Source organism: Arthrobacter sp. CAN_A212 (assembly GCF_015752345.1).
Lineage (GTDB): Bacteria > Actinomycetota > Actinomycetes > Actinomycetales > Micrococcaceae > Arthrobacter_D.
The window spans coordinates 137,370-162,449 of record NZ_JADOUT010000003.1 but is presented as its reverse complement, the minus strand read 5'-3'; the positions used below and the strand labels follow the sequence as shown (position 1 = coordinate 162,449).

The 25,080-nt window shown below is 65.5% G+C and carries 25 protein-coding genes and 1 riboswitch; of the genes, 12 read left to right on the top strand and 13 right to left on the bottom strand.

The features are described from left to right. Nucleotides 1-58: 58 nt before the first annotated feature. Both IWX64_RS05045 and IWX64_RS05040 read right to left on the bottom strand, forming a co-directional pair. Nucleotides 59-397, bottom strand: a complete 339-nt coding sequence (locus tag IWX64_RS05045) for a hypothetical protein (protein ID WP_196866060.1) — start codon at nucleotides 395-397, stop codon at nucleotides 59-61. A gap of 98 nt (nucleotides 398-495) precedes the next feature. Then, the gene (locus tag IWX64_RS05040; RefSeq protein WP_334683163.1) at nucleotides 496-1,593 is read right to left on the bottom strand and encodes an alkene reductase; all 1,098 of its coding nucleotides are present in this window, start codon (nucleotides 1,591-1,593) and stop codon (nucleotides 496-498) included. Between the two features lie 295 nt (nucleotides 1,594-1,888). On the opposite strand from IWX64_RS05040, the gene IWX64_RS05035 reads away from it, so the two are divergent. Next, on the top strand, nucleotides 1,889-2,191 hold the full coding sequence (locus IWX64_RS05035) for a DUF4193 domain-containing protein (RefSeq protein ID WP_026553250.1): 303 nt from the start codon (nucleotides 1,889-1,891) through the stop codon (nucleotides 2,189-2,191). 109 nt (nucleotides 2,192-2,300) lie between these two features. On the opposite strand, the gene IWX64_RS05030 is transcribed toward IWX64_RS05035, so the two are convergent. Further along, nucleotides 2,301-2,693: a hypothetical protein gene (locus IWX64_RS05030; protein WP_196866058.1), complete on the bottom strand. Its 393-nt coding sequence runs from the start codon at nucleotides 2,691-2,693 to the stop codon at nucleotides 2,301-2,303. 97 nt (nucleotides 2,694-2,790) lie between these two features. On the opposite strand from IWX64_RS05030, the gene IWX64_RS05025 reads away from it, so the two are divergent. After that, nucleotides 2,791-3,621: a tryptophan-rich sensory protein gene (locus IWX64_RS05025; protein ID WP_196866057.1), complete on the top strand. Its 831-nt coding sequence runs from the start codon at nucleotides 2,791-2,793 to the stop codon at nucleotides 3,619-3,621. Nucleotides 3,622-3,687: 66 nt separating this feature from the next. Here the strand turns inward: IWX64_RS05025 and IWX64_RS05020 are convergent, their stop codons facing one another. After that, entirely contained in the window at nucleotides 3,688-4,533 is an 846-nt protein-coding gene (locus tag IWX64_RS05020; protein ID WP_196866056.1) for an NAD-dependent epimerase/dehydratase family protein, read from the bottom strand. Next, on the bottom strand, nucleotides 4,530-5,534 hold the full coding sequence (locus IWX64_RS05015) for an aldo/keto reductase family protein (RefSeq protein ID WP_196866055.1): 1,005 nt from the start codon (nucleotides 5,532-5,534) through the stop codon (nucleotides 4,530-4,532). Before IWX64_RS05015 ends, IWX64_RS05020 begins: the two co-directional genes overlap by 4 nt. Nucleotides 5,535-5,731: 197 nt before the next feature. Here IWX64_RS05015 and IWX64_RS05010 point away from each other — a divergent pair, with 197 nt between their 5' ends. Continuing rightward, on the top strand, nucleotides 5,732-6,805 hold the full coding sequence (locus tag IWX64_RS05010) for a lipid II:glycine glycyltransferase FemX (RefSeq protein ID WP_196866054.1): 1,074 nt from the start codon (nucleotides 5,732-5,734) through the stop codon (nucleotides 6,803-6,805). Between the two features lie 46 nt (nucleotides 6,806-6,851). Beyond that, complete coding sequence (locus IWX64_RS05005; protein ID WP_196866053.1) at nucleotides 6,852-8,564, top strand: threonine/serine ThrE exporter family protein; 1,713 nt, start codon at nucleotides 6,852-6,854, stop codon at nucleotides 8,562-8,564. A 3-nt stretch (nucleotides 8,565-8,567) separates the two neighbouring features. On the opposite strand, the gene IWX64_RS05000 is transcribed toward IWX64_RS05005, so the two are convergent. Then, on the bottom strand, nucleotides 8,568-9,350 hold the full coding sequence (locus IWX64_RS05000; RefSeq protein WP_196866052.1) for a uracil-DNA glycosylase: 783 nt from the start codon (nucleotides 9,348-9,350) through the stop codon (nucleotides 8,568-8,570). A 144-nt stretch (nucleotides 9,351-9,494) separates the two neighbouring features. Here IWX64_RS05000 and IWX64_RS04995 point away from each other — a divergent pair, with 144 nt between their 5' ends. The 4 genes from IWX64_RS04995 (at nucleotide 9,495) to groL (ending at nucleotide 12,900) form a co-directional block, all read left to right on the top strand. Then, entirely contained in the window at nucleotides 9,495-9,779 is a 285-nt protein-coding gene (locus IWX64_RS04995) for a DUF3263 domain-containing protein (protein WP_334683166.1), read from the top strand. A gap of 49 nt (nucleotides 9,780-9,828) precedes the next feature. Then, nucleotides 9,829-10,464 carry a LytR C-terminal domain-containing protein gene (locus IWX64_RS04990; protein ID WP_196866050.1) on the top strand — a complete coding sequence of 212 codons (636 nt, stop codon included), beginning with the start codon at nucleotides 9,829-9,831 and terminating at the stop codon, nucleotides 10,462-10,464. A 17-nt stretch (nucleotides 10,465-10,481) separates the two neighbouring features. Then, the gene (locus tag IWX64_RS04985; protein WP_196866049.1) at nucleotides 10,482-11,075 is read left to right on the top strand and encodes a GNAT family N-acetyltransferase; all 594 of its coding nucleotides are present in this window, start codon (nucleotides 10,482-10,484) and stop codon (nucleotides 11,073-11,075) included. 187 nt (nucleotides 11,076-11,262) lie between these two features. Further along, complete coding sequence (gene groL / locus IWX64_RS04980) at nucleotides 11,263-12,900, top strand: chaperonin GroEL (RefSeq protein ID WP_196866048.1); 1,638 nt, start codon at nucleotides 11,263-11,265, stop codon at nucleotides 12,898-12,900. Between the two features lie 90 nt (nucleotides 12,901-12,990). On the opposite strand, the gene IWX64_RS04975 is transcribed toward groL, so the two are convergent. The 6 genes from IWX64_RS04975 to IWX64_RS04950 form a co-directional block, all read right to left on the bottom strand. Beyond that, nucleotides 12,991-13,281: a WXG100 family type VII secretion target gene (locus tag IWX64_RS04975; protein WP_196866047.1), complete on the bottom strand. Its 291-nt coding sequence runs from the start codon at nucleotides 13,279-13,281 to the stop codon at nucleotides 12,991-12,993. An 86-nt stretch (nucleotides 13,282-13,367) separates the two neighbouring features. After that, entirely contained in the window at nucleotides 13,368-14,768 is a 1,401-nt protein-coding gene (locus IWX64_RS04970) for a sensor histidine kinase (protein WP_334683162.1), read from the bottom strand. Nucleotides 14,769-14,827: 59 nt separating this feature from the next. Beyond that, nucleotides 14,828-15,538, bottom strand: a complete 711-nt coding sequence (locus tag IWX64_RS04965; protein WP_196866045.1) for a response regulator transcription factor — start codon at nucleotides 15,536-15,538, stop codon at nucleotides 14,828-14,830. Between the two features lie 63 nt (nucleotides 15,539-15,601). Then, nucleotides 15,602-17,245: a DNA repair helicase XPB gene (locus tag IWX64_RS04960; protein ID WP_196866044.1), complete on the bottom strand. Its 1,644-nt coding sequence runs from the start codon at nucleotides 17,243-17,245 to the stop codon at nucleotides 15,602-15,604. Next, nucleotides 17,238-19,682: a helicase-associated domain-containing protein gene (locus IWX64_RS04955; protein WP_196866043.1), complete on the bottom strand. Its 2,445-nt coding sequence runs from the start codon at nucleotides 19,680-19,682 to the stop codon at nucleotides 17,238-17,240. The genes IWX64_RS04960 and IWX64_RS04955 overlap by 8 nt, the downstream gene beginning before the upstream one ends. A 76-nt stretch (nucleotides 19,683-19,758) precedes the next feature. Further along, nucleotides 19,759-20,022, bottom strand: a complete 264-nt coding sequence (locus IWX64_RS04950; protein ID WP_196866042.1) for a hypothetical protein — start codon at nucleotides 20,020-20,022, stop codon at nucleotides 19,759-19,761. 186 nt (nucleotides 20,023-20,208) lie between these two features. Between IWX64_RS04950 and IWX64_RS04945 the strand changes: the two genes are divergently transcribed. From IWX64_RS04945 to IWX64_RS04935, 3 genes are read left to right on the top strand one after another with little or no spacing between them, the layout of a single operon-like run. Then, entirely contained in the window at nucleotides 20,209-20,592 is a 384-nt protein-coding gene (locus IWX64_RS04945) for a cold-shock protein (protein ID WP_196866041.1), read from the top strand. Between the two features lie 6 nt (nucleotides 20,593-20,598). Next, nucleotides 20,599-21,216: a DUF3027 domain-containing protein gene (locus tag IWX64_RS04940; RefSeq protein WP_196866040.1), complete on the top strand. Its 618-nt coding sequence runs from the start codon at nucleotides 20,599-20,601 to the stop codon at nucleotides 21,214-21,216. A 48-nt stretch (nucleotides 21,217-21,264) separates the two neighbouring features. Further along, nucleotides 21,265-22,542 carry an MFS transporter gene (locus IWX64_RS04935; protein WP_196866039.1) on the top strand — a complete coding sequence of 426 codons (1,278 nt, stop codon included), beginning with the start codon at nucleotides 21,265-21,267 and terminating at the stop codon, nucleotides 22,540-22,542. An 18-nt stretch (nucleotides 22,543-22,560) separates the two neighbouring features. Here IWX64_RS04935 and serC read toward each other — a convergent pair whose 3' ends face one another. Beyond that, on the bottom strand, nucleotides 22,561-23,691 hold the full coding sequence (gene serC, locus IWX64_RS04930; protein WP_196866038.1) for a phosphoserine transaminase: 1,131 nt from the start codon (nucleotides 23,689-23,691) through the stop codon (nucleotides 22,561-22,563). Nucleotides 23,692-23,939: 248 nt separating this feature from the next. Between serC and IWX64_RS04925 the strand changes: the two genes are divergently transcribed. After that, nucleotides 23,940-24,647 (top strand): metal-dependent transcriptional regulator, encoded by a 708-nt coding sequence (locus IWX64_RS04925; RefSeq protein WP_196866037.1) that lies wholly within the window; start codon nucleotides 23,940-23,942, stop codon nucleotides 24,645-24,647. Nucleotides 24,648-24,912: 265 nt separating this feature from the next. Then, a riboswitch (cyclic di-AMP (ydaO/yuaA leader) is annotated at nucleotides 24,913-25,077 on the top strand. The last annotated feature ends 3 nt before the right edge of the window (nucleotides 25,078-25,080 follow it).

Below are 25,080 nucleotides of genomic sequence, written 5' to 3'. Positions count from 1 at the left end.
ACTCACTCAGCGTGACGCAAGCCGCACCGATGCGCAACGGGTTGGGGCAACGGACTTGCTAAGTTTTTGCGCAGGAGTTCTGCAGGGACTCGACCGAGTCCCTGGGGACGTCGTCGCCAGCAGCCGCGATCTCACTCAACGGCTCCGTGAACTCGGCCGGCAACCCGGCTGTTGCGGCTGATTCGACCATTTCTGAAAGGAACTGCTGATCCGCCAGGCTGACTGTTCCGTCCTCGACGAGGCGGCAGGCCTGGCCACGGAGTTCGTCTGCGGTGGCCTCAGCAAACTGTGATGCAGCGTCGCTGGCTATTCCCGAGGCGCTTTCTTCAAGCTGGGCGCAACTCGAGAGCACGAAGGCGGCAGGGATGAGGGTAAGGACGGCAAGACGTTGTTTCACCGGGCGATTCTATCCTCGACTGCGCGCTGATAGCTTGCATGGTGATGGGCCTGCTTGGGTGTTTGTTTGTTCCCCGCGCCTTCCAACCAGCCTGGATGCTAGGAGACGGGAGCGGCCGCCTCCGGGTCCTGATAGAACGGATAGTCGGTGTAGCCCTCGGCGCCGTGTGAGTAGTAGGTCAGCGGGTCCGGCTCGTTCAGGGGCAGGCCCTCCTGCCAGCGGCGTGCCAGGTCCGGGTTCGCGATGGCCTGACGGCCGACGACGACGGCGTCGCCCAGGTTCGACGCCAGGATGTCTTCGGCTTCGTCCAGGTCGGTGATGACGCCGAAGCCGCTGTTCACGAGGAAGGGCCCCTTGAAGCGTCCGCGGATCTCCTGGATCAAGGCACCGGCAGGGTCTTCATGCAGCACACTCAGGTAGGCGAGGTGCAACGGGGCGAGGGCGTCGGCCACGGCGCCGTAGGTAGCGAGAATGTCCTCCGGGTCGGCGGGAAGGACATCCCGGCCGCTCGGTGCGGGGGAGATGCGCAAGCCCACGCGCTCGGCTCCGATAGCCGCAGCGACAGCCTGCACCACCTCGATCATGAACCGGGCGCGGTTCTCGGGGCTTCCGCCGTAGCCGTCCTCGCGCTGGTTGGTCTCGGTGAACATGAACTGGTGCAGCAGGTAGCCGTTGGCCCCGTGCAACTCCACCCCGTCCATGCCAGCCTCAATCGCGTTCTTCGAGGCCTGCACAAATTCCTCGATGACGCCGGGCAGCTCCTCGGTGGTCAACGCGTGGGGGATTGGGTAGGGCTGCTTCCCGTCGTAGGTACGGGTTTCGCCGTCGATGGCGACGGCGCTCGGTGCGACGACGGCGTGCCCACCGGTCGTGGCCTCGTGCGTCACCCGGCCCGCATGCATGACCTGTGCGTAAATCAAGCCGCCGTCCTCGTGCACCGCATCAGTCACCTGGCGCCACGCTGCCACCTGTTCCGGGGTGACCAATCCGGGCTGGCCGGGGAAGCCGCGGCCAGAGTCACAGGGGTAGGTGCCCTCAGTGACGATCAGGCCCAGTGAGGCTCGCTGGCGGTAGTGCTCAACCACCATGGGGCCGGGAATGCCCTCCCGGCTCGACCGGACCCGGGTGAGGGGCGCCATCACGAGACGGTTGGACAGTTCAATGTCACCAATGCTGAGCGGGGTGAAGAGAGTCACAGGCTGCACTTTCCGTTGGAAGTAGGTTCTGCAGTGAGCAACCACGCCCACGGATGGCGTATTCCGCAGCATCTCCGAAGGGGGACCGGAACCGGTGCTTCAGGGGAATATTTGGGCTTCGGTTTCCCTTACACAGGTGTCATCGGGTGAGTCCTTCCGGGAGGCCCGAAATACGGCGTCTTAGTCACGCAATCGTGCGAGAATATCCCCGGCACGTTGGCCGGGATAAACCGGTTAGACTCGGTGGCTGCATTGCCCCCGAGGGCACTAACGAATTCAAGAGAATGGCACCGGCATGGCAACGGATTACGACGCACCGCGCAACAACGATGAGGACAAGGAAGCCGAGTCCCTCGAAGCCCTTCAGGCCAACCGCGGCAGCAAGTCCCAGTCGGCTTCGGTTGATGTCGAGGACGCAGATACCGCCGAGGGCATTGACCTTCCCGGGGCCGACCTGTCCGGTGAAGAACTGCTGATCCGGGTTATCCCACCGCAGGAGGACGAATTCACCTGCTCCTCCTGCTTCCTGGTCCGGCACCGCAGCCAGGTAGCCCGCCAAAAGGGCGACCTTCTGTTCTGCCGGGAGTGCGAAGGCTAACACCGGATCGGGGGTCTTAACGGACGAGCCACTGCGCCGTCGGTGGTCCCCGATCGGGGTGTCGACGACGCAGCGGCGTCAGGCGCGGCCCCAGAAGGGCGGGTGCGTCCTACTGGTCGAGCAGATCCTGCGCTTCCTGATCGAGCGGCAAGCCGCCCAGGTGGGCGCTGTCGTCGCTGGCATCAATCTCCGATTCATCGGCCGGATCCTCGAAATCCACGTCCGCGACAGCTTCGCCCAGCGTCGGGACATCGGGTGCCAGCGCTCCGTCAGCGCCGTCGCGGAGCGCCTGCTCGCTCATGATGTCTTCTTCGGTCGCTGTCGCGGCCGGCTCCTCCTGCAGCAGCGGGTCGTTGCGCCACTGGTCGGGGTTGTCTTCAGCCGCGCCGGGGTAGCTGTCGGGCTGCCCCTCGGTCACGGGATCCAGTTCTTCCGGACCCGCCGGGTCGATTCCGTCGGTGATGCTCAGGTCCTCTTCGGGACGATTCGTTTCCTCAGTCAAGACATGCCCCTTTCGAGTAAACACGTGAACTACCCAGCCTACTGATCAGTTGATCAAAGAGATAGTTTCCCTAGCGTGGCTCAGGTTGAATGGAGACATGACTTCCGAAATATTACCCAGGACGACTACCCGCTCCGACCTATACCGACAGATTGCAGTCACGCTGAGCATCATCATCTGTGTTGTCGGATCCATGATCGGCGTCGGCGTCTTTGGCGGCACTCCCATCGCGGAGGCCGCCGGTGGCGCCCTGGGCTCGGACGCCACGCTGCTCGCCCCCGCCAGCGCCGCCTTTTCCATCTGGAGCGTTGTGTACCTCGGGCTGGTCGCTTGTACCGTGTGGCAGTGGCTGCCGGCTCAGAAGGCGAGTCCGCGTCAACGGGCGTTCGGCTGGCTGGTAGCGGCTTCCATGCTGTTGAACGCCGCCTGGATCCTGAGCATCCAGGCCGGCTGGTTGAACGCCAGTGTGCTGGTGATCCTGGTGCTGCTGGCAGTTCTTACCGTGGTGTTTGTCCGCTACAGTTCGCGTCCCGCCGGCTCGTGGGTGGAGGCAGCGATCGTCGACGGCACTCTCGGCCTCTACCTGGGCTGGGTGTCGGTCGCCGTGTGCGCCAACATTGCAGCGGCGCTGTCCGCAGCGGGGTTCGACGGTTTCGGCCTCAGCCCCGACCTCTGGGCCGTTGGCGTGCTACTCGTCGTTGCGGTGGTCGGGGTCGGCTTGGCGGTGAAGGGTAACGGCCGGCTCGCGGTAGCCGCGGCAATTGGCTGGGGCCTCACCTGGATCGCCGTCGGACGCACCAGCGGCCAGATGGAGTCGATGACCACGTCGATCACGGCCGCCGTCGTCGCCGCGGTCATCGTGCTCGCCACCATCGCCATCAGGGTGCGTTCGGGGCGCCGTTCCGAAGCTGAGCCGCGCACGGCCTGAGACAACACCCCTCCCGCCGGGCGGTGATCTTACCGCTCGGCGGGAGGGGTGTGCCGGAAGGGCCAGCTACACGTGATCCCGCCAGCTGTACTGCGGATCGAAGCCCAGAACGCGGCGAGCGTGGTCAATGGAGAGCAGCGTCTCGTGCTCGCCCACGTCCTTCACCACCTCGACGTCGGGAAACACCTCGGCTGCCAGTGAAGTGCTGGACCGGCTCATCACCGTGTCAGCCGCAGCAATGATGAACCGGTCGAAACCGGGGCCGGCGTTCTCCAACGCGCGCTGCACTGCCTGCGCGCCGTCGCGGCCGTCGATGTATCCCCACAGGTTCCACTTCCGGGCCATGGCGTCCTCGTCGAACGAGGGGAACGTCGCGTAGTCCTCCGGGTCCATGACGTTCGAGAACCTCAGGGCCGTGATGCTCAGCTCGGAGTCCCAACGGGTCAGCTGGATCGCCATCTGCTCTTCCAGGTGCTTCACCAGGGAGTAGGTGCTTTCCGGGCGTGCCGTGTACTCCTCGTCGACGGGGATGTACGGCGGATCCTGATCGAACGGCAACCCCAGCACCGTCTCGCTGGAGGCGTAGACGATCTTCTTGATCCCAATCCGCCGGCACGCCTGGAACACGTTATAGGTGGACGGCATGTTGTTGTGGAAGGTGGCGGCATCCGAGTAGATGCCCGGAGCCGGAATGGCGGCCAGATGAACGACTGCGTCGAAGCCCTGGTGCCTGTCGTCTACACCCGAGAACGCGTCAATGACATGCCCGTAGTTGGTCAGGTCGACCTTCACGAAACCGGGTCCGCGTTCGCCGAGCACATCCATCCCGATGACGTCGTGCCCGGCAGCCCGTAGGACCGTCACCACCGTCTTGCCCAGTTTTCCGCTGGCACCGGTTACGGCGAGCCTCATGCGGGGCGCTGCTCAGGAGAGACGGTCTGGGCGGGGTCGGTCTCGGCCATCGAGCCAATGGCAGCGTCGATCTTCGCCATCACGTCGGCTTCCAGGGTCACGCCCGAGGCGACGGCGTTGGACTTCACCTGCTCCGGCTTGGACGCGCCAATGATGGCGGCTGCCACATTCTTGTTCTGCAGGACCCAGGCGACGGCCAGTTGGGCCATGGTCAGGCCCACCTCGTCGGCGACCGGCTGAAGTTTCTGCACGCCGGTGAGGGTCTCATCTGACATCCACCGCTTGATCATGTTCGAGCCGCCCTTGTCGTCCGCCGCCCGTGAACCCTGCTCGGGTGTGCCACCCGGCTGGTACTTCCCGGTCAGCACACCCTGGGCCACCGGGGACCACACAATCTGGGACAGTCCCAGTTCCTCGGATACCGGCACCACCTCGCCTTCAATGACCCGCCACAGCATCGAGTACTGCGGCTGGTTGGAGATGAGCTGGAAGCCGAGCTCCTTGGCCAGTTCGTGGCCTGCTCGGATCTGCCGCGCGTCCCATTCGCTGACCCCGATGTACAGGGCCTTGCCCTGGCGGACGACGTCGGCAAACGCCTGCATGGTCTCCTCCAGCGGCGTCTCGTGGTCGTAACGGTGCGCCTGGTAAAGATCCACATAATCGGTCTGCAACCGTTCCAGGGATCCGTTGATCGACTCCATGATGTGTTTGCGGGAGAGGCCGCAGTCGTTGGGCCCCTTGGGCCCGGTGGGGCCCCAGACCTTGGTGAAGATTTCCAGCGACTGCCGCCGCTCGCCCTTCAGCGCTTCACCGAGCACGGTTTCAGCCGCCGTGTTCGCATATACGTCGGCGGTGTCAAAGCTGGTGATACCCATGTCCAGGGCGGCCCGCACGCACTGGGTGGCGACGTCGTTCTCCACCTGCGATCCGTGGGTCAGCCAGTTGCCGTAGGTGATTTCTGAAATCTTGAGTCCGCTGTTTCCGAGGTATCGATAGTCCATGCTTTCGATGCTAGGGCACCCGCTGCCCAATGAGGAGGATCACATCGCGGTGTCGGTTGCCTAAGGTGACAAGTTTTCCCATCCTCGATTGTCGCCCGGGGCCGGTGGCCCCGGCGCCGCCCGCCGGCTGACCGATGCAAAGCGGGTCAGCCGTTACACTGAATTGTCTTTGTGTCACCACCACTGATTGAGGAATTTTGGTTAAGTTCACCGCGCGTCTAGCCACGGCCGAGGAGCGGGATAACTGGGATGCGCTGGTGACGGCGAACCCCAACGGCGGAAACATACTCCAGTCGGCATCCTTCGCCGAGGTGAAGTCCCAGCACGGCTGGACGCCTCGTTTCCTGGTCTTCGAGTGCCCCGACTACACCACCTACAACCTGGTGATCGAAAAGCGGCTCCCCGTCCTGGGTGCTCTCTGGTACCTCATCAAGGGACCCGATGTCGCCGAGCCGGCCCATGTGCCCGAAATCCTCGACGCCTGCCGGGAACTCGTCCGCACCGGACGCCACAACGTGTTCGCCGTCAAGGTGGAGCCGGACATCTTCGCTAACGACGACGTCGACCGGCAGTTCCGGGCGGCGGGCCTGATCAAGACCTTCGACCTGCAGCCGAACGACCACACGGCGCTCCTGGACACCACCCCTGAGCCCAACCAGTTGTTGCGCAATCTGCATTCACGGGGGCGCAACGCGGTGCGGCGCGCCATCCGGGAGGGTGTTGAGGTGCGCCGGATGGATTCCACCGACGAGAACTTCCGCACCATGTACGCGCTGATGGCCCACATTGAGGACCGGTCAGCCGCGAAGCTGCGCTCCTATGAGTACTACAGCCGGTTTTGGAAGAACTTCGCCGACGCCGGTCAGGGCCGCCTGTACTTCGTTTATGAGGACGGCGAACCGTCGGTGGGCGCGTTTGTGATCAACTACGGGCTGAAGGGCACCTACAAGGACGGCGGCTCCCGGCCCAAGCGGTCCCAGTACGGTGATTCCCATTTGGTGCAGTGGCAGGCGATCACCGACCTCAAGGAAGAGTTCGGCATCATCGAGTACGATTTCTGCGGCACGCCGCCCAGCGACCGGCTCAATGACAGCTCCCATCCGCACCACGGGCTGGGGTTGTTCAAGACCAGTTTCACCAAGACTGTGACGGACTTTGTCGGCTGTTATGACCTACCGCTCAGCGCATGGAAGTATCGACTGTGGAATGCCATCGGGGAACGAGTTGCCCGGCAAATCTACTGGCGCCGACACCACCAGCCGTTCTACTAACCACCGTTCCCGCCGCGCGCGGCCTACCTGATGAAAGGTTTTGCCCATGGGTGAAAAGACCGAGTCAGACGATGGCCGCAACCCCAACACCAACCCGGCGCCGGTAGCCGAGCAGCTGCCCATCATCCCCACCGCGGAGACGCCCGCCAGTGTGGTGGCACCCGTGTCACGGCCGGTTCACTCGCTGCCGGGAACCCCCGACGCGCCGGGGTCCGTGGGACGCCCCGGCAAGCCGGCTAGGGTCCCGTCGGCGAAAGGAAAGGCCAAGCCGCGTCCGACGGCCGCCAAGCCTGATCGCCGGACCTACTCGACACCCACCGACGCACTGCCGACCACCCCGCGTTCGGTCCGCCCCGACCGGTCCAATGCCGCTGCCCGCAAGGTCCTCCGCAGGCTGGTCCAAGGGGAGACCCCGCCCACCCAGGCAATGAGTATCGTGGAGCGGCTCGCGGGAAGCCCCTATGCCAATCCCACCATCCAGGCATCCGGGCCGGACATCAACGCCCGGCGGACCCTTGACTTCGCACTGAGCCTCGCCGAGACGATGTTCAGGTACGGCGCCGGTGCGCTCGAGGTCGAGACCAGCATCATCGCGGTCACCGCCGCGTTTGGGCTGGATAACATTGAAGTGGATATCACCAACCAGTCGGTCATCCTCAACTATTCGGCCAAGGACCAGACGCCCGTCACCGTTCTGCGCGTCGTCCGGTCGTGGACCAACAACTACGCCGGACTCCTGAAGGTGCACCAGCTGGTGACCGATATTGTCGGCGGCAGCACCACCCGGATCGAAGCCGCGGCGCGGCTCGATGAGATCACCCACAGGCCGAAACCGTTCCCGCGCTGGATGGTGACGGCCGCGTTCGGCATCTTCGGCGCCGCCATCGTTGGCTTCCTCGGCGGCACCCCGCTGGAATCGCTGATTAGTTTCGTCAGCTGCATCGGCGTGGATCTGATGCTGCGGCAGCTGGGGAAGTGGCGCGTCCCCGAGTTCTTCTCGGTGGCCACTTCCGCCGGGATGGTCACCATCATCGCCATGTTCTTCTGGTGGCTTGATATCGGTATCAGGCCCTCGTTCGTGGTGGTGGGCGGGATTTTGCTGCTGCTGCCGACCGGGCGGCTGGTCTCGGCCACCCAGGACGCGATCAATGGTTTCCCCGTTACAGCGGCTGGGCGATATTTGTCCGCGTTCCTGGTGTTCGCCGCAATCATCTCGGGTCTCGCTGTCGCGCTGGTGTTCGGTGCCCTGATCGGCGTTCCGGAGCTGGAACTGACCACGTCGGTGGGGTCCCTCTACCCGGTACCGGTTGTCGCGGTCCTGGTCTTCATCGCCGTCGGGATGATCTGTGTGGCGGAGCAGACCGACATGAAGCTGGTGATTCCCACATCACTGATCGGCGTGACCGGGTTCCTGCTCTATTCGCTGGTGGTCTTCCTCGGCGTCGGCTACCGGTTGGCCCCGGCGGTCGCAGCCGTGATGATTGGGATGCTGGCCCGGGTGGTGGCCTTGCGGATGGGTGCCCCCCAGCTGGTGGTGGCTGTCCCCGCCGTCATGTTCCTGTACCCGGGGCTGATGGTCTTCCGGTCGATGTACGGACTGACCATCGAGACCGAACTGATCGGCACCGGCACCAACTCCCTGTTCAACGCGCTGACCATTATCCTGGCCGTCGCGGGAGGCGTGGTGCTGGGCGACAATCTGGCCCGCCCGCTCACCAAGGGTGCCAGCAGCAACGAACGCCGCAACCGGCGACGGTAACTCCTAGCGCAACTGCCAGTCCACCGGGCTGGCGCCTTGGTCAGCGAGGAGCGCGTTGGTCCGGCTGAAGGGGCGGCTCCCGAAGAATCCGCGTGACGCCGAGAGCGGACTGGGGTGGACCGACTCGACGGTGGGGGTGGAGCCGAGCAACGGCTTCACCTGTTGGGCGTCCCGCCCCCACAAGACGGCGACCAGGGGGGCGTTCCTCGCCACCAGCGCCTCGACGGCTGCACTGGTCACCGCCTCCCAGCCCAGACGCCGGTGCGAGGCGGCGTCGCCAGCGCGCACCGTCAGTACCCGGTTCAGCAGCAGCACTCCCTGCTCGGCCCAGCCGGTCAGGTCCCCGTGGGCGGGGACCGCCACCGATGTGTCAGTGGCAAGCTCGCGGTAGATGTTCGCGAGGCTCCTCGGCAGCGGCCGGGTGCGCTCCGACACAGAGAACGACAGCCCGACGGCGTGACCGGGCGTTGGATACGGGTCCTGGCCGATCAGGAGCACCTTGACCTCCTCCAGGGGGTAGCTGAAGGCACGCAGGATGTTCCCGGGCTCGGGCAGAATCTGGTGACCGGCGTCGACCTCGGCCTGCAGGTCGCGCGCCAGGTGGTGCAGGTGAGGTTCCACCGCGGCCAGGGCTGCTGCCCAGCTGGGGTGGACGACGTCGGCCACCGTACTGGGCGCGGCGAACGGAAACGGTTCGCTGTCCCGACCCTCCGCGGACGATGCGCGCTGGGACGTGGTGGCAGCAGCCACGGGTTCCGGGAAGAGGGCAGCCTGATGATCCGACATCATCCCATCCTGCGGCTCCGCAGTCCCAAATGACAACCTTGTTATTTCCAATTACCATGGGGAGCAATCGGGCAGCGTGAAAGCGGGCTGCATTTTGCTAAGGGGCGGTGGAGAGTGACGGAAGCAGCGGGCGCGGATAACGCGGTGCAGGCATCCCCGGACAAGCACCCCCGGGCAGGGGATCTGGGCGACCGGGAGCAGCAGATGCTTGCCCTGGAACGCCAGTGGTGGAAGTATTCGGGCGCCAAGGAACAGGCGATCCGGGAACTGTTCGACCTGTCGGCCACCCACTACTACCAGATCCTCAACGCCCTGATCGATACCGAGGTGGCCCTCGCCCACGACCCCATGCTGGTGAAGCGCCTGCGTAGACTACGTACATCCCGTCAGCGTGCCCGCTCAGCCCGCCGCCTCGGCGCTGAGATCTAACGCCTCTCGTGAGCCAAAACGGGCACCCAAACCAAGGACAACGCAGCACATGAGCCAATACCCCCGGGACGAGTTCGACAAGATCCCTGAATCCGCCTCGCGGCAGGGCGTCCACCGGGAAAGGCTGGTGCCGCCGGGCTCCAGTGGGCTCGCGTTGAAGATCCTGGTCGGAGTGCTGGCGCTCGCCGTCGGGCTCGCCGCCTTCTTCATCCTTCCGCGGCTGGGCTTTGGCAGCGGGGCGGAACCGACATCCGGCCAGTCCACGGCGACCGCGACCGCCGACGCATCACCCAGCCCCGCGGCCGGCGCCGACTCGTCCGAACCAGCCCCGTCCGACCCCGCCACCGATGGGCCGGCCGGGGGAGGGACTGAGGGCAGCGACCCGACTCTCACCGCGGACCCGGACGGCATCGACCGCAGCGAGCCAGTGAATGTCTACAACGCCAGCGGAATCGGGGGACAGGCCACGCTGGCCGCCGGTCGAGTGACCGCCGACGGGTGGACCGTGGGAGAGATCGCCGACTGGGGTGGAGCGCCCCTGCAGAACTCGGTGATCTTCTACAACGACCCCTCCCAGCTCGAAACGGCGCAGGAGCTGAGCGGTGTGCTCGGGATTCCGACCCTGATCGAGACCACCGAGGTTTCACCGGATGTCACGGTAGTGATCGGGCCCGGTTTCCAGTAGGGACCGACGGCGCATCCATGCTGACACTCGAGGGGACGAAGGTCCGGCTACGCGACTGGCACATCGCCGATCTTTCCGCTTACCGCGAATGGCTTCGCCCCCATCAGGAGTGGCACCAGTGGGATGGGCCGTACTTTCCGCCTCTCACCACGCAGGAGGCCGACGCCGCGCTCGCGCGTCTTGCGGAGCAGCTTTCGACGGGAGAAAGCCCCGAGGTCCGACGCCGGATGGTGATCGCCGACGCTCTGACCGACCACCTCGTTGGGACCGTTTCCTGGCACTGGGAGTCGGAGGAGACCGAATGGCCCCGAGCCGGAATCACCGTCTACGACCCGTCCCAGCGCGGGCGCGGAGTCGGAAGCGAGGCACTCACCCTGTGGGCGGACTACCTTTTCGCCGCCACCGGCTTCCGCCGCCTCGACTTTTCCACCTGGTCCGGAAACCTCGCGATGTGCAATGTTGGGCGGAAACTCGGGTGGACCGAGGAGGCCAGATTTCGTGACGCCCGGGTGGTGCGCGGGGCCGTGTACGACTCGGTTGTCTACGGTGTGACGCGTGCTCAATGGGCCGAGCTCCGCTTGCACTCAAGCAGCCAGAGTGCTAATTATTGAGTTAGCACTCTAAGCCGCTGACTGCTAACCGTCCGCGGCTGGCGAGTGAATCGCACACCACTGTGGTGAGGGCCGTGTCGGGACGTAAAGAGATCGTCCGGATGTTGCCCGTCCGTCGCGGGCACCGCAGCAGGTGAGCATAAGTTTGCTGATAAGCAGGACTGTCCCCGAAAGGACCTAAGCCACTATGGCCAAGATCATTTCTTTTGATGAAGAGGCACGCCGCGGCCTCGAGCGAGGACTCAACATCCTCGCCGACGCCGTCAAGGTAACGCTGGGCCCACGCGGCCGCAACGTAGTCCTTGAAAAGAAGTGGGGCGCTCCCACGATCACCAACGATGGCGTTTCCATCGCCAAGGAGATCGAGCTGGACGACCCGTTCGAGAAGATCGGCGCCGAGCTGGTTAAGGAAGTCGCCAAGAAGACTGACGACGTCGCCGGCGACGGTACCACCACCGCCACCGTGCTGGCACAGGCACTGGTCAAGGAAGGCCTGCGGAACGTTGCCGCCGGCGCCGACCCGCTGAGCCTGAAGCGCGGCATCGAGAAGGCTGTCGAAGCCGTCACTCGTGAGCTCCTCGCCTCCGCCAAGGAAATCGAAACCAAGGAAGAGATCGCCGCGACCGCGTCCATCTCGGCCGGCGACCAGCAGATCGGCGATCTCATCGCCGAAGCGCTGGACAAGGTTGGCAAAGAAGGCGTCATCACCGTCGAGGAATCCAACACCTTCGGCCTGGAGCTTGAGCTCACCGAGGGCATGCGGTTCGACAAGGGCTACATCTCCGGCTACTTCGTCACCGACGCCGAGCGCCAGGAAACGGTCCTCGAAGATCCGTACATCCTGATCGTCAACTCGAAGATCTCCAACGTCAAGGACCTGGTTGCTGTCCTCGAGAAGGTCATGCAGTCCGGCAAGCCGCTGCTGATCATCGCCGAAGACATCGAAGGCGAAGCGCTGGCCACCCTGGTGGTCAACAAGATCCGTGGCACCTTCAAGTCAGTTGCCGTCAAGGCTCCAGGCTTCGGCGACCGCCGCAAGGCCCAGCTGGCCGACATCGCCATCCTCACCGGTGGCCAGGTTATCGCCGAAGAAGTTGGCCTCAAGCTTGAGAACGCCACCCTGGACCTCCTGGGCAGCGCACGCAAGGTTGTTGTCACCAAGGACGAGACCACCATCGTCGAGGGTGCAGGCAACGCCGACGAGATCGCCGGACGCGTCAGCCAGATCCGCGCCGAGATCGAGAACTCCGATTCCGACTACGACCGCGAGAAGCTGCAGGAGCGCCTGGCCAAGCTGGCCGGCGGCGTTGCAGTCATCAAGGCCGGAGCCGCGACCGAGGTTGAGCTCAAGGAACGCAAGCACCGCATTGAGGACGCAGTCCGCAACGCCAAGGCTGCAGTCGAAGAAGGAATCGTCGCCGGTGGCGGCGTAGCCCTGATTCAGGCTGGCGCGAAGGCTTTCGCATCGCTGCAGCTCGAAGGCGACGAGGCAACCGGCGCGAACATCGTGCGCGTTGCCATCGACGCCCCCCTGAAGCAGATCGCCTTCAACGCTGGCCTTGAGCCAGGCGTTGTTGTCGACAAGGTCCGCGGACTGCCTGCAGGTCACGGCCTGAACGCAGCAACCGGGGTCTACGAAGACCTGCTGGCCGCCGGGGTCAACGACCCCGTAAAGGTGACCCGCTCTGCCCTGCAGAACGCGGCATCCATTGCTGGCCTGTTCCTCACCACCGAAGCCGTTGTAGCTGACAAGCCTGAGAAGGCTCCAGCTGGCGGCGGCGGCGGCGACGAAATGGGCGGCATGGGCGGTATGGGCGGCTTCTAGTCCCCACCCACGAGGTCTCGCACCTCACCTGGCTGTAACCGGAAGGACGGCATCCCCGATAGGGGATGCCGTCCTTCCGGCGTTAAGCGGCTAGTACTGGAACATCCGTGCGTTACTCAGCTCGGCGTCGACGTACTGCTGGGTTGCGACCGAAAGCGAATGGTTGATTTCGGCCAGCGACTCCTCGACCCGCGCCTGGGTGGCCCGCCACTGGATGACCAGCTGCTGGAAGTTCGCCGCGGCCTGGCCACGCCACAACTGCTCAAGGTCCTGCAAACCCGCCTGCATGGTGTTGACCTCGGCTTGCAGTCGGCTGATCGTTCCCTGCACCTCGTTGTTCTTGGCCACGAGGGCGTCAGTGTCGACCTGGAAGTTTGTCATTGTTGTCCTCCTTTCCCCTCGACCCTAGGCCGGGGAAGGGCGCCGCGAATGGGCCGGTGGTGAAGTGTGGGCAAACCCCACCAAACTCAGGACGTTGTGGAGGACGAGTCTGCTTCGACGGCCGTGTAGGGCAGCCTGATGGACAGGGTGGCACCGCCGCCGACCGTCTCCTCCAGACGCACCGAACCATCATGCTGCGCCACCAGCGCCGCCACGATGGCCAGACCCAGGCCGGTACCACCGGTCTCCCGATACCTGGACGAGTCGGCGCGGTAGAACCGTTCGAAGACCCGGGCCGCGTCTTCCTCCGAGATCCCGGGACCGTGATCGCGCACCTCAATAACTGAGTCCATCCGACCATGAATCACCGGAGCCACACCCACGGCGATCTCGATGGGCGTCCCGTCGGGTGTGTAGCGGAGCGCATTGGTCATCAGGTTGGCCACCACCTGCCGCAGCCGCGCCTCGTCCCCGACCGTTGGTGCCGGCTGTGCGGGCCCGCCGTCGAGGCCGATCACGGTGATCTGCCGGTCAGGGGCGATGGCCCGGGCGTCAAGGGCAGCGTCGTTTCCCAGGATGACCAGGTCCAGCGGCTCCGATTTCAGCGGCCGCTGTTCGTCGATCCGGGCCAGCGTCAGCAGATCCTCCACCAGTTCGCCCATCCGCTTCGCTTCGCTTTCGATCCGGCCCATTGCCGCGCCGACGTCGTCGTCGTTCTGCAGGGCGCCGTGGCGGTACAGCTCCGAGAACCCCCGGATGGTCACCAGGGGGGTCCGCAGCTCATGCGACGCATCGGCGACGAACCGGCGCATCTTGCGTTCGGATTCGGTGCGGGCGGAGAACGCTGCCTCAATATGCGCGAGCATCGCGTTCAGTGAGCGTGACAGCCGGCCCACCTCGGTGGCGGGCCGCTCCACCTCGACGCGTCGAGACAGGTCTCCGGCAGCGATGGCGGCGGCCGTTCGTTCCACCCGGCCCAGCGGCCGGAACTGTCGGGTGACCGCAATGAAGGCAATGCCGCTGGCGACCATGGTGGCCCCGAGCCCGACACCGAAAATGATCTGTCCCACCTCCTCCAACGACCGGTTGACCGTCGAGAGGCTGGACGCCACTGCCACGCTGCCCTGCTCGTTCCGCAGCGCGAAGAGCACCACCCGCCATCCCGGGCTGCCACTGACGCTTCCCGGGACAGTAAACCCGTCCTGCCCCCGCGCCTGTACCTGCTCGACATTGAGCACTGGGATGTCCGGAACATCGGTCGACCCCTGGGAGACGGTCGCGCGGAGCAATTGCCCGTCCTCGTTCCTCAGCTCCCCGTAGAACCTGAGCAGCGAGCCGTCGGCTGAGCCGTCGGGGAGGATGTTCTGCGCCACATTGGGTGCATTGACGAGAATGTCCGAGTCCATCTGCTCGATGAGGTTGGTGCGTAGCAGCGACACGGTGACGATTCCGGTGATCGCAACAGTGACCACCATGAGCAAGGTCATGATGGCCACCAGTTGGGTGCGCAGTGATGCCGCTTTCCACCGATCGATCACGTGAAGGGCTACCGCTTGTCGGCGGTGCGCAGCAGATACCCGACGCCCCGCTTGGTCTGGATCAATGCCGTGGCGTCGGGGTTCTTGTCAATCTTGCGCCGCAGATAGGAGATGTAGGACTCGACGATCGACGCATCACCGTTGAAGTCGTATTCCCACACGTGGTCGAGGATCTGCGCCTTCGAGAGCACCCGGTTGGGGTTCATCATCAGGTAGCGCAGGAGTTTGAACTCGGTGGGGGAGAGGTCGATGACCTCGCCGGCGCGGCGCACCTCGTGGGCGTCGTCGTCGAGCTCGAGGTCGTCCACGCGGATCACCGCGTCGTCGTCGTCCATCGGCTGGGTGCGGCGAAGGACGGCGCGGATCCTGGCCACCACCTCGTCGAGGCTGAAGGGTTTCGTGACGTAGTCGTCGCCGCCCACGGTGAGGCCGGTGACCTTGTCGTCCGTGTCGTCGCGGGCGGTGAGGAACACCACCGGGAAGTGGCGTCCAGCGGCGCGGAGCCTGCGGGTCACAGTGAACCCGTCCATGTCCGGCAGCATGACGTCCAGGACCGCCAGATCAGGGTTGTGGGTTTCTGCGGCGGCAAGCGCCTCCCGGCCATTGGCGGCCGCGACGACGTCGAAACCGGCGAACCGCAGCGAGGTGGAAAGAAGCTCGCGGATGTTCGGCTCGTCATCGACAACAAGAAGTTTCGCTTCGGGTCCAGTCTTTTTCACAGTTCCCAGTATCCTCCCAGACTCTGAGAGTTCTCTGGATGGTGAGTGGGAGCTTCCCGTATGTCAGCCCTGAGGAATATCGGTCGCATCCATGATCCGGTACGCGTAGCCCTGCTCGGCCAGGAAACGCTGGCGCTTGGCCGCAAAATCCTGGTCGATCGTGTCGCGTGCCACCACCGTGTAGAACCGGGCCGCCCGGCCGTCGGCCTTGGGACGCAACAGGCGCCCCAGCCGCTGGGCCTCCTCCTGGCGGGAACCAAACGACCCTGACACCTGAATGGCAACCGACGCCTCGGGTAGGTCAATGGAGAAGTTCGCAACCTTGGAGACCACCAGCGTGTGGATTTCCCCGTTCCGGAATTCACCGAAGAGTCGCTGCCGTTCCTTCACCGAGGTGTCGCCCTTGATGACCGGTGCATTCAGACGCTCACCGAGCTCATCCAGCTGGTCGATGTACTGCCCGATCACCAGCAGCTGCTCGCCCTGATGAGCTGCGACGAGCTTTTCGACGACGCCGGTCTTGGTTTCCGACGTCGCACAGAGACGGTACTTGTCGCCGTCCTCGGCCATCGCGTAGGCCACCCGTTCGTCCCGTGGCAGGTCCACCCGCACCTCGACGCAGTCCGCGGGGGCAATGTACCCCTGCGCCTCGATGTCCTTCCACGGCGCGTCATAGCGTTTGGGTCCGATCAGCGAGAACACTTCGCCTTCCCTGCCGTCCTCGCGCACCAGGGTGGCGGTCAGGCCAAGCCGGCGCCGCGCCTGCAGGTCGGCGGTCATCCGGAAGATGGGGGCGGGCAGCAGATGCACCTCGTCGTAGACGATCAGACCCCAGTCGTTGGCATCGAGCAGTTCCAGATGCGGGTACAGGCCGCCGCGACGGAGGGTGAGCACCTGGTAGGTGGCGATGGTGACCGGACGGATCTCCTTGACGGCACCCGAATACTCTCCGATCTCGTCCTCGGTGAGGGAGGTGCGCTTCAGCAGCTCATCCTTCCATTGCCGGGCGGATACCGTATTGGTCACCAGGATCAGGGTAGTGGTCTGGGAGGTGGCCATCGCCGCCGCGCCCACCAGCGTTTTCCCCGCACCGCAGGGCAGGACGACGACGCCGGAGCCGCCCGCCCAGAAGTTCTCCATCGCCAGCTTCTGGTACGGGCGCAGCGTCCAACCGTCTTCCAGCAGGGCGATGGGGTGGGGGGTGCCGTCCACGTAGCCGGCGAAATCCTCGGCTGGCCAGCCCAGCTTCAGAAGCAGCTGTTTGAGCTGCCCGCGCTGGGAGGAGTGCACCACCACGGTCTCGCCGTCAATCCGCGGGCCCAGCAGGGGCTGGATCTTCTTGGCATGCAGCACCTCTTCAAGCACCGGGTAGTCGTTGGTGCGTAGGACCAGCCCGTGCTGGTCGTCCTTCTCCAGCCGCAGCCGGCCGTACCGCGACATGGTCTCCTCGATGTCGACGAGCAAGGCGTGCGGCACCGGGAACCGGGAGTACTTCAGGAGGGTGTCGAGCACGTGTTCGGCATCCAGGCCGGCTGCCCGCGCGTTCCACAGACCCAACGGCGTCAGCCGGTAGCTGTGGACATGTTCCGGGGCACGCTCCAGCTCGGCGAAGGCAGCAATCGCATGCCGCGCCTCGGTGGACTGTTCGTGGTCCACCTCAAGCAGGATGGTTTTGTCGCTCTGGACAATCAGTGGACCGTCAGGCATCGGTTGCTGCCCCTTCATCGAGTGTCAATAATTCAACGTCCATGATCCGATGGATCGAGACAACTTTCTCCACCTCGTTGTCCGGGTCGATGACCCGCACCCTGCCGCCGGACACCGATAGTGGAACAAGGATCTGGCGGGTGGAATTCCCCTGGCTGTCGGCAAAGCCGAGCCGTACCGGGCTGCGCAGCCGGATGGCCTTGCGGAGGGTTTCCAGCCCCAGCAGGGTATCGCTCTCGGCAGTGGTCATCCCGCTGGCCGGCGAAGTGCCGGCACCGCGCAGCACCTCGATCTGTTGCGCGATGTCCTCTGTGGAGAGCGTCCACGGGTTCAGGGTCACCCGCGACGACGACGGCGACCCCGAGCCGCCCGCCGAGGTGGACCGCCCGGCTGGGGGCTGCAGGGGTGCCCCCTCGAGTGCGGGAGCGTAACCGAGGTCGCGGAGGACCGCCGCGAGTTCGGGGCCGGATGCCTGCGACACGACCACCGTGGGCGCGAGCTGCACCAGGCCCAGGGCGGCCGCCCTCGGATCGATGAGGAGCGCCGACAGTGCGGCGTCGTCGTCGCTACGGACGTAGCTGTGGGCCCGCCCCACTCGAAGCCTGCCGTACCTGGACGCGGTGTCATCCACCAGATACTTCAGCGGCTGGGGGACGTCAGTGGCCGAGTGTCGGGCCAGGAACGCCAGAATGGACGAGGCGTCCTGTCCGGCGTCGAAGGCCCGCCGCAGGGAGTCAGCCGAGAACCGGTAGATGCTGGCCGGCCCCTGCCCCTCGGGGGTCGAGAGGAGCGCCAGCTCGGCTGTGACCTCCGGTTCCAGGTAGCCGGGGGCGACGGCGGTCAGGTCGGCCTGGAGCATGAAGTGCCGCAACGGCGCGGGAAGGGCCGAGCGCAGGACGGCGGCGGCGTCGTCGAGCCTCCCCTCCGCGGTCAGTGCACCCAGTTCGGTGAGCGCGCCGGATCCGAGGAGGCCCAGCCGTGTTGCCTCGGCCATCATGCCCGGGACGAGGCGGGCAAAGCGCCGCTGCAACCGGGGCTGGCTCCAGGTGAGCCGCTCGACCACCGCGCTCTCGGTGAGGACCGGCGCCCGCCCACTGGCGCCGGGCTCACTCCCGGCAGCGGTGCTCAGCGCCGCCAGCACGGTCAGCATCCGGGACCTGATGTGGGGTGCATCCGGCCGGCCCGCCTCGGCGGCCAGTGCGTTGATGGTGGTGCCGGCGGTCAGCTGGGATCCGACGAGGGCCGGTGCACGCTGCGCGTCCTGCCACGCTGCCACCAGCAGCTGCCATTGCTCCACCCGGTCCTGGGTGAGCCAGGGCATCTTCGGTTCGACCCGCCAACGGGAGGTGTCCACGTCGAGGTTCAACAGACCCGCAATGGCGCCGAGCTCCACCAGCCAGGAGGTCTGGTCAGTGTCCACCCGCAGGGCATCGGCGACGCGCCGGATCTCCCTGACCCCCACTCCGCCGGACCGCAGGGTGGTGATGGGATGCTCGTCGACGACGGCCACCAGCTCGGTGACCAGGCGGAGGGTCTCGGCGACGGCGCCGTGCGCCGCGTTATCCCGAAGGCTGGTGCGAATGGCACCCAGATCCGGGCTCGGCGGGTCAGGCCGAAGGCGCCCGACGATCACATGCCCGCGCGCGGCATGGCCCACCACGCGCGGCAGTTCCACGTGGCTCGCGTCCAGCCGGGCCAGCAGCCCGTGCCGGATCAACCATTGGATAGGCGAGGAATCGTCGCCGGTGGCGGCCGGTGAGGTGCCCACCGCCGAGGTGCTAAGCCTGCCGAGGAGTTCGTCGGTCCGCTCAGGTGCCGTCGCCAGGAGGGCTTCCCAGCTGGCGGGGGAGGATACTGCGCGCTGCACGACCGCCGCGGCGTCGTCGGTGGTGCCGGCGGCGGGAATCTCGAGGCCCAGGCCTCGCAGCAGCTCGACGGCGGCCGGAAGCCGCTGGGCGTAACTGGGCAGGAGCCGGGCCAGCTGCTGCAGCTCGCGACCGAGCCCGGCGGGGTAGGGGCCCAGCGCCTCGCCGAGTGATTGCACCGGCAGGTAGAACCGGCGGTTCCGGTCCGCATCGGAGGCGTCTGCGGGTGTCGGGGTTCGGCGGACCAGGGCGAGAGCATGCAGGTGGGCGAGCAGGCCGTCCAGCACCTTCACCGTGGCCCCGCTGATTTCCGTGCGCAACCAGGCGGCGGTGGTGCTCTGCCCGATGTCGCCGTGGGTGGTCAGCTGCACGACCGTCAGAACGTCGAGTTCGGGTTCGGTGAGGTTTTCCAGTGCCCGCTGGACGCTGACCCGGGTGGATGCCCTGGCAGCAAGCGCCGCGAAGTCGGGCACCGAGGGAAGGATCAGATCCGGGCGCGCTGCGAGAAGGTCACGGAGCTGGGCGTCGCTCCGTGCAGCCAAATCGGAGGCCAAATCGCGGATAGCGGACATTATGACAACGTTACCCCGTCTACCTGCGGCGGGCCCTCCCTCGAAGGGCTGACGGTCGAGGGGCCGGCTGAAAGGGCTAGAGCCGCCGTCGGGCCCGGACGCCCGAAATCACCAGGCCCATCATGAGGACGAAAGCGATCGGAAGAAAGAAGTAGGCCCCGGCCATGAAGCCCGGCCAGACTTCGCCCTGCAGGAAGGCGGTGACCAGCACAGCCGTCAGGCAGAGAAGGCCGACAGCGGCCAGTAGCACTGCTGCCACCATCAGCACCAGTCGGGGCTTACCCGGTGCGGGTTCGCGGGAACCGTGGTCAGGGGTGGGGCTGGGGGAAGTATTTGACATAACGCTAACAGCGTACACAGTGTGTCCCCTTCACAGAGCACCCCGGTGTAGGGGATATTCTGGAGGATAGAGACTTTCCCGACGAGACGCTGACCCGCCGCAGAACCTTAGGCACCGAATCCTTACCAGGGGATCGGCACGGTAATCGCAGCGTCCGACGCAGAACCTAAAGAACGAGGTAACGACGTGCCTATTGGCAAGGTCAAGTGGTTTGACGCTGAAAAGGGTTTTGGTTTCCTGGCTACCGACGACGGCCAGGAGGTCTTCCTCCATGCCTCGGCGCTGCCGGCCGGTGTGACCGAGGTGAAGGTGGGCACCAAGCTGGAGTTCGGCGTCGCCGACGGCCGCAAGGGGCTGCAGGCCCTGTCCGCGCGCATCCTTGAGGCGCCGCCATCAGTGGCGAAGGCGTCCCGCAAGAGCGCCGATGACATGGCAGTCATTACCGAAGACCTCATCAGGCTGCTCGACGACGTCTCCAACGGGCTGCGCCGCGGCCGATACCCGGACAAGTCGCACGCCGGCAAGGTGGCAGCGGTGCTGCGCGCCGTTGCCGACGACCTGGACGCGTAGACCTCCATGGACTCCGACCTTGAGATTGTCGCCCACCCGGACGCCAGCGCGTCCCCCGACGCTGACCCCGGTGTTGCCGGGACCGCCGCCGTCCCGCCAAAGCGCAGGGCACCGCGCAAACCGTCGAAACCCGACTCGGTGCTGGCCGACGCCGTGGAGTTCGCACGGAACGGCGTGCTGCAGGTAGCCGAACCCGGGCAGGTCGGCGACCACGTGGGTTCCTATCCCGACGCCGAACGGGTGGTCACCCACCGTTTCGTCGCACACCTGCCCGGCTACGGCGGCTGGCACTGGTTCGCCACCCTGGCGCGGGTGCCCCGCGGCAAGGAACCGACCATTTCCGAGGTGGGACTCCTGCCGTCGGAAACCTCTCTCCTCTCCCCACCCTGGGTTCCTTGGGCCGAACGGGTGCGCCCCGAAGACTCCGCTGGACAAGACACCGCTGGCGAAGACACTCCCGGTGAAAGTTCCGCCGGCGAAGATTCGTCCACCGACGCCTCGTCCAGTGGGCCCAACTCCCGGGAAGTATCCGCCAGGGAAAAGCCTGCCAGCGGCGAAACACCCTCCTCCGACGAAACACCCTCCGACGCAGCACCCTCCGACGCGGCACCCGGAGGCGAATAACCAGTTGACTCACGGTAGACGTGGAGTGCGCCGAGCGGAAGTCACCTGATGGGGATGTTCCGTTCGCTGCATATCCACAACTACCGGGTCTGGTTCATCGGCGCGCTGGTCTCCAATATCGGGACCTGGATGCAGCGCACCGCCCAGGACTGGCTGGTGTACGACATCCTCACCGACCAGGACGCTGCGGCCATGGGCATCGTGATGGCCCTCCAACTGGGCCCCCAGCTATTCATCGCACCCTGGGCCGGATTGATCGCCGACTCCGTCGACCGGCGCAAACTGCTGATCCTCACGCAGCTCTCAATGGCTGCACTCGGGGTCGGTCTGGGTCTGATGGTGATCCTCGGGGTCGCCGAGCTGTGGCACGTGTACGCGTTTGCCCTGGCGCTTGGTTTCGTCTCGGCCGTTGATGCCCCGGCTCGCCAGACCTTCGTCTCCGAACTGGTCCGGGACGACTACCTGCCCAACGCGGTGGCCCTGAACAGTGCATCCTTCAACGGTGCCCGGATGGTTGGCCCGGCGGTGGCGGGACTGCTGACGGTGGCGGTCGGCGCCGGCTGGGTCTTCATGATCAACGCTCTGACCTTCGGCGCCATGATCTTCGTCCTCATGACCATCAGGCGCTCCGAGCTGCGGGTCCTGGAGAAATCACCGCCCGGCAAGGGCCGGATCCGTGAGGGTTTCCGCTATGTGCGCAACCGCCCGGACCTGATGATGGTGATGCTCGCGATCTTCATCGTCGGGACCTTCGGGCTGAATTTCGCAATCTACATCGCGGCGATGGCCCGCACCGAGTTCAACAGCGGCGCCGGCGTGTTTGGTGTGCTGTCATCGGTGATGGCCGTCGGATCGGTGGCCGGCGCACTGCTCTCCGCCCGGCGCAGCAAGCCGCGCCTGAGGTACATCTACGGCGCGGCGGCCGCCTTCGGGGTGGCGTGCGGGGCCGCCGCGTTGGCCCCCACCGTCTGGCTCTTCGGGATCACGCTGGTCCTGGTTGGCCTGTTCGCCCTCACCCTGATGACCAGTGCCAACGCCTATGTCCAGACCACCACCGAGCAGGTGATGAGGGGTCGGGTGATGGCGCTGTACTTCGCTATTTTCCTGGGTGGCACCCCAATTGGTGCACCGATCGTCGGTCTGGTCTCCAACGCGTTCGGGCCACGCTGGAGCCTCGCCGTCGCCGCAGCCGCAGGTATTATCGCGGCAATGGCCGGGATGATCTGGGCCTGGCGCGCCCACCACCTCAGGCTGCGGTACGAATCCGCCCCGCGGCGACGGTTCCGGATTGAGACCGACTTCGGGAAGCCGGCCACCGACCCCTGACAGGACGGTTCCTCCCGGTTACGAAGCCTGCCCGATCACGAAGTCGATGCACGCCAGCAGCGCCGACACGTCGTCCGGCTCAATCGAGACGAACGTCGCGATACGCAGTTGGTTGCGGCCCAGCTTCCGGTAGGGCTCGACGTCGACAATTCCGTTGGCGCGCAGCACCTTCGCCACCAGTGCGGCGTCGATGGATTCGTCGAAGTCGATGGTCGTAATGACGTTGGAGCGGTCCTCCGGGCGGGCCACGAAGGGGGTGGCGACGTCGGACGCCTCAGCCCACTCATAGATCCTGCCCGCCGAGTCGGCCGTGCGGGCGGCAGCGAACCCCAGCCCGCCGCTCTGGTTCAACCATTCGACCTGGGCGTTCAGCGTGACCAGGGTGGCCAGGGCGGGAGTGTTGTAGGTCTGGTTCAGCAGCGAATTGTCGATGGCGGTCTTGAGGCTCAGGAAGTCGGGAATCCAACGGTCCGTGGCGGCGATTCGCTCAGCGCGTTCCAGCGCGGCGGGGGAAAACAGGCCCAGCCAGAGTCCGCCGTCGGACGCGAAGTTTTTCTGCGGGGCAAAGTAGTAGACATCGGAGGCGCTGACGTCGACATCGAGGCCACCGGCCGCCGAGGTGGCGTCAATGAGGACCAGCGCGTCGGGTGCGGCGCCGTCCACCCGGTGGACCGGCGCGGCAACGCCGGTGGAGGTTTCGTTCTGCGGCCAGGCGTAGACGTCGACGCCCCCCTCAGCCTCGGGGGTGGGGCGCGTCCCGGGAGGGGAGGTGATGACCGAGGACGCCTGCAGGAAGGGCGCCCGGTTGGTCGCGGACGCGAACTTGGAACCGAATTCCCCGAACGACAGATGCTGGGCCTTGTCCTGCACCAGCCCGAAGGACGCTACGTCCCAGAAAGCGGTCGACCCGCCGACGCCCAGGACCACTTCATAGCCGGCCGGCGCAGAAAACAGCTGGCTGAGGCCCTCGCGGACGGAACCGACAAGGTTCCGCACCGGTGCCTGACGGTGGGAGGTTCCCAGCAGCGTTCGGCCAGCCTGCGTCAACGCCTCCAACTGGGCGTCGCGAACCTTCGACGGGCCAGCACCAAAGCGCCCGTCGGCGGGGAGGAGCCCCGCGGGGATCTTTTGGTCCGGGGAAATGCTCATGGTCTCTCCAAGCGGTTGGCGCGGGACGTCGTCGGGATACATTCTGCCGCACGGCGGCCTAGCCCCCGCAATTATGAACAGCCCTACGCCGCGCCCCTCGTAGGGCAGCCAATTGCCGTGGCCAGCAGGAAATGGGTTAACCTTGGGAGGCGTAGAACTTGTGTTCGGCGCTGGCATCAGGCGCCGCGCTTGCACCGCGAAAGCCGCCCGCTGTTCCATCCCGCACCAGTGCCTAGGAGCTGAACCGCATGACGGACCTCATCGATACCACTGAGATGTATCTGCGGACCATCCTGGAACTGGAGGAGGAGAACATTGTTGCCCTCCGCGCCCGGATCGCTGAACGCCTCCGCCATTCAGGCCCCACCGTCTCGCAGACCATCGGACGGATGGAGCGCGACGGACTGGTGGTGGTGTCCGGCGACCGTCACCTCGAATTCACTGACCTGGGACGGCGCCGCGCGATCGGTGTAATGCGGAAGCACCGCCTTGCTGAACGGCTGCTGTCGGATGTGATCGGCCTCGACTGGGCCTACGTCCACGAGGAAGCCTGCCGCTGGGAGCACGTCATGAGCGAACGGGTTGAGCAACGCCTCTACGAGCTGCTCGGCAAGCCGACCGAGTCTCCCTACGGCAACCCCATCCCCGGGCTGGAAGCGTTGGGCGGCCCGCCCGCCGAAGGGTTCTCGGTTGGGGTGCGCAGCCTTTCATCGGTGATCGGCACTTCCCCGGCCGGATCTGTGATTACCCTGGTCCGGCTTGCGGAACCCATCCAGGTGGACCCGGAGCTGCTTTCCCAACTGGACGAGGGTGGATTGCGTCCCGGAACTGCCATCTCTGTGCAGTCGGTCGGGGACTACGTCTCGGTCCGAGTGGACGGTATCGAGGGTGCGCTGGAGCTCCCACACGAGGTGGCAGCCCACGTGTTCGTGTCTGTTTCCCCAGCCGCCGGCTAGCGCCGAAGGGCAGCCGCGTGGCTCTGAACCGCGGATGGTCCAGACAAGTTGCCCTCCTTTGGGGTAACGAACGAATATCTTTCGAGTGAACCTCATCATCTAGAAGCCGGTAGCTGTGAAGGACCGATGTGATGGCCGTAACCATCTCCATACCATTCCGTGACCGGAATGTGACATTAGGTTTGATCTGATGTACCGTCGATCTCGTGCCCAATTCTTCTAGGTTGGTCACTCTCGAGCAGATCGCCTAGCTCTGCCACTGCCCGAGATCCGTTCGCACAATTCGCATGGCAGAGGCGGGGGAACCACATTAGTGGGTTTCGCAAGAAATCCTGGGGTTAAGTCGTGCCATTCCGAAAAGGAACCGCGCGGCCGGGTGACTCCCATCCGAATCCGACAGCTCACCTCGCAGGCAATTGGGAGAGGCAATCGA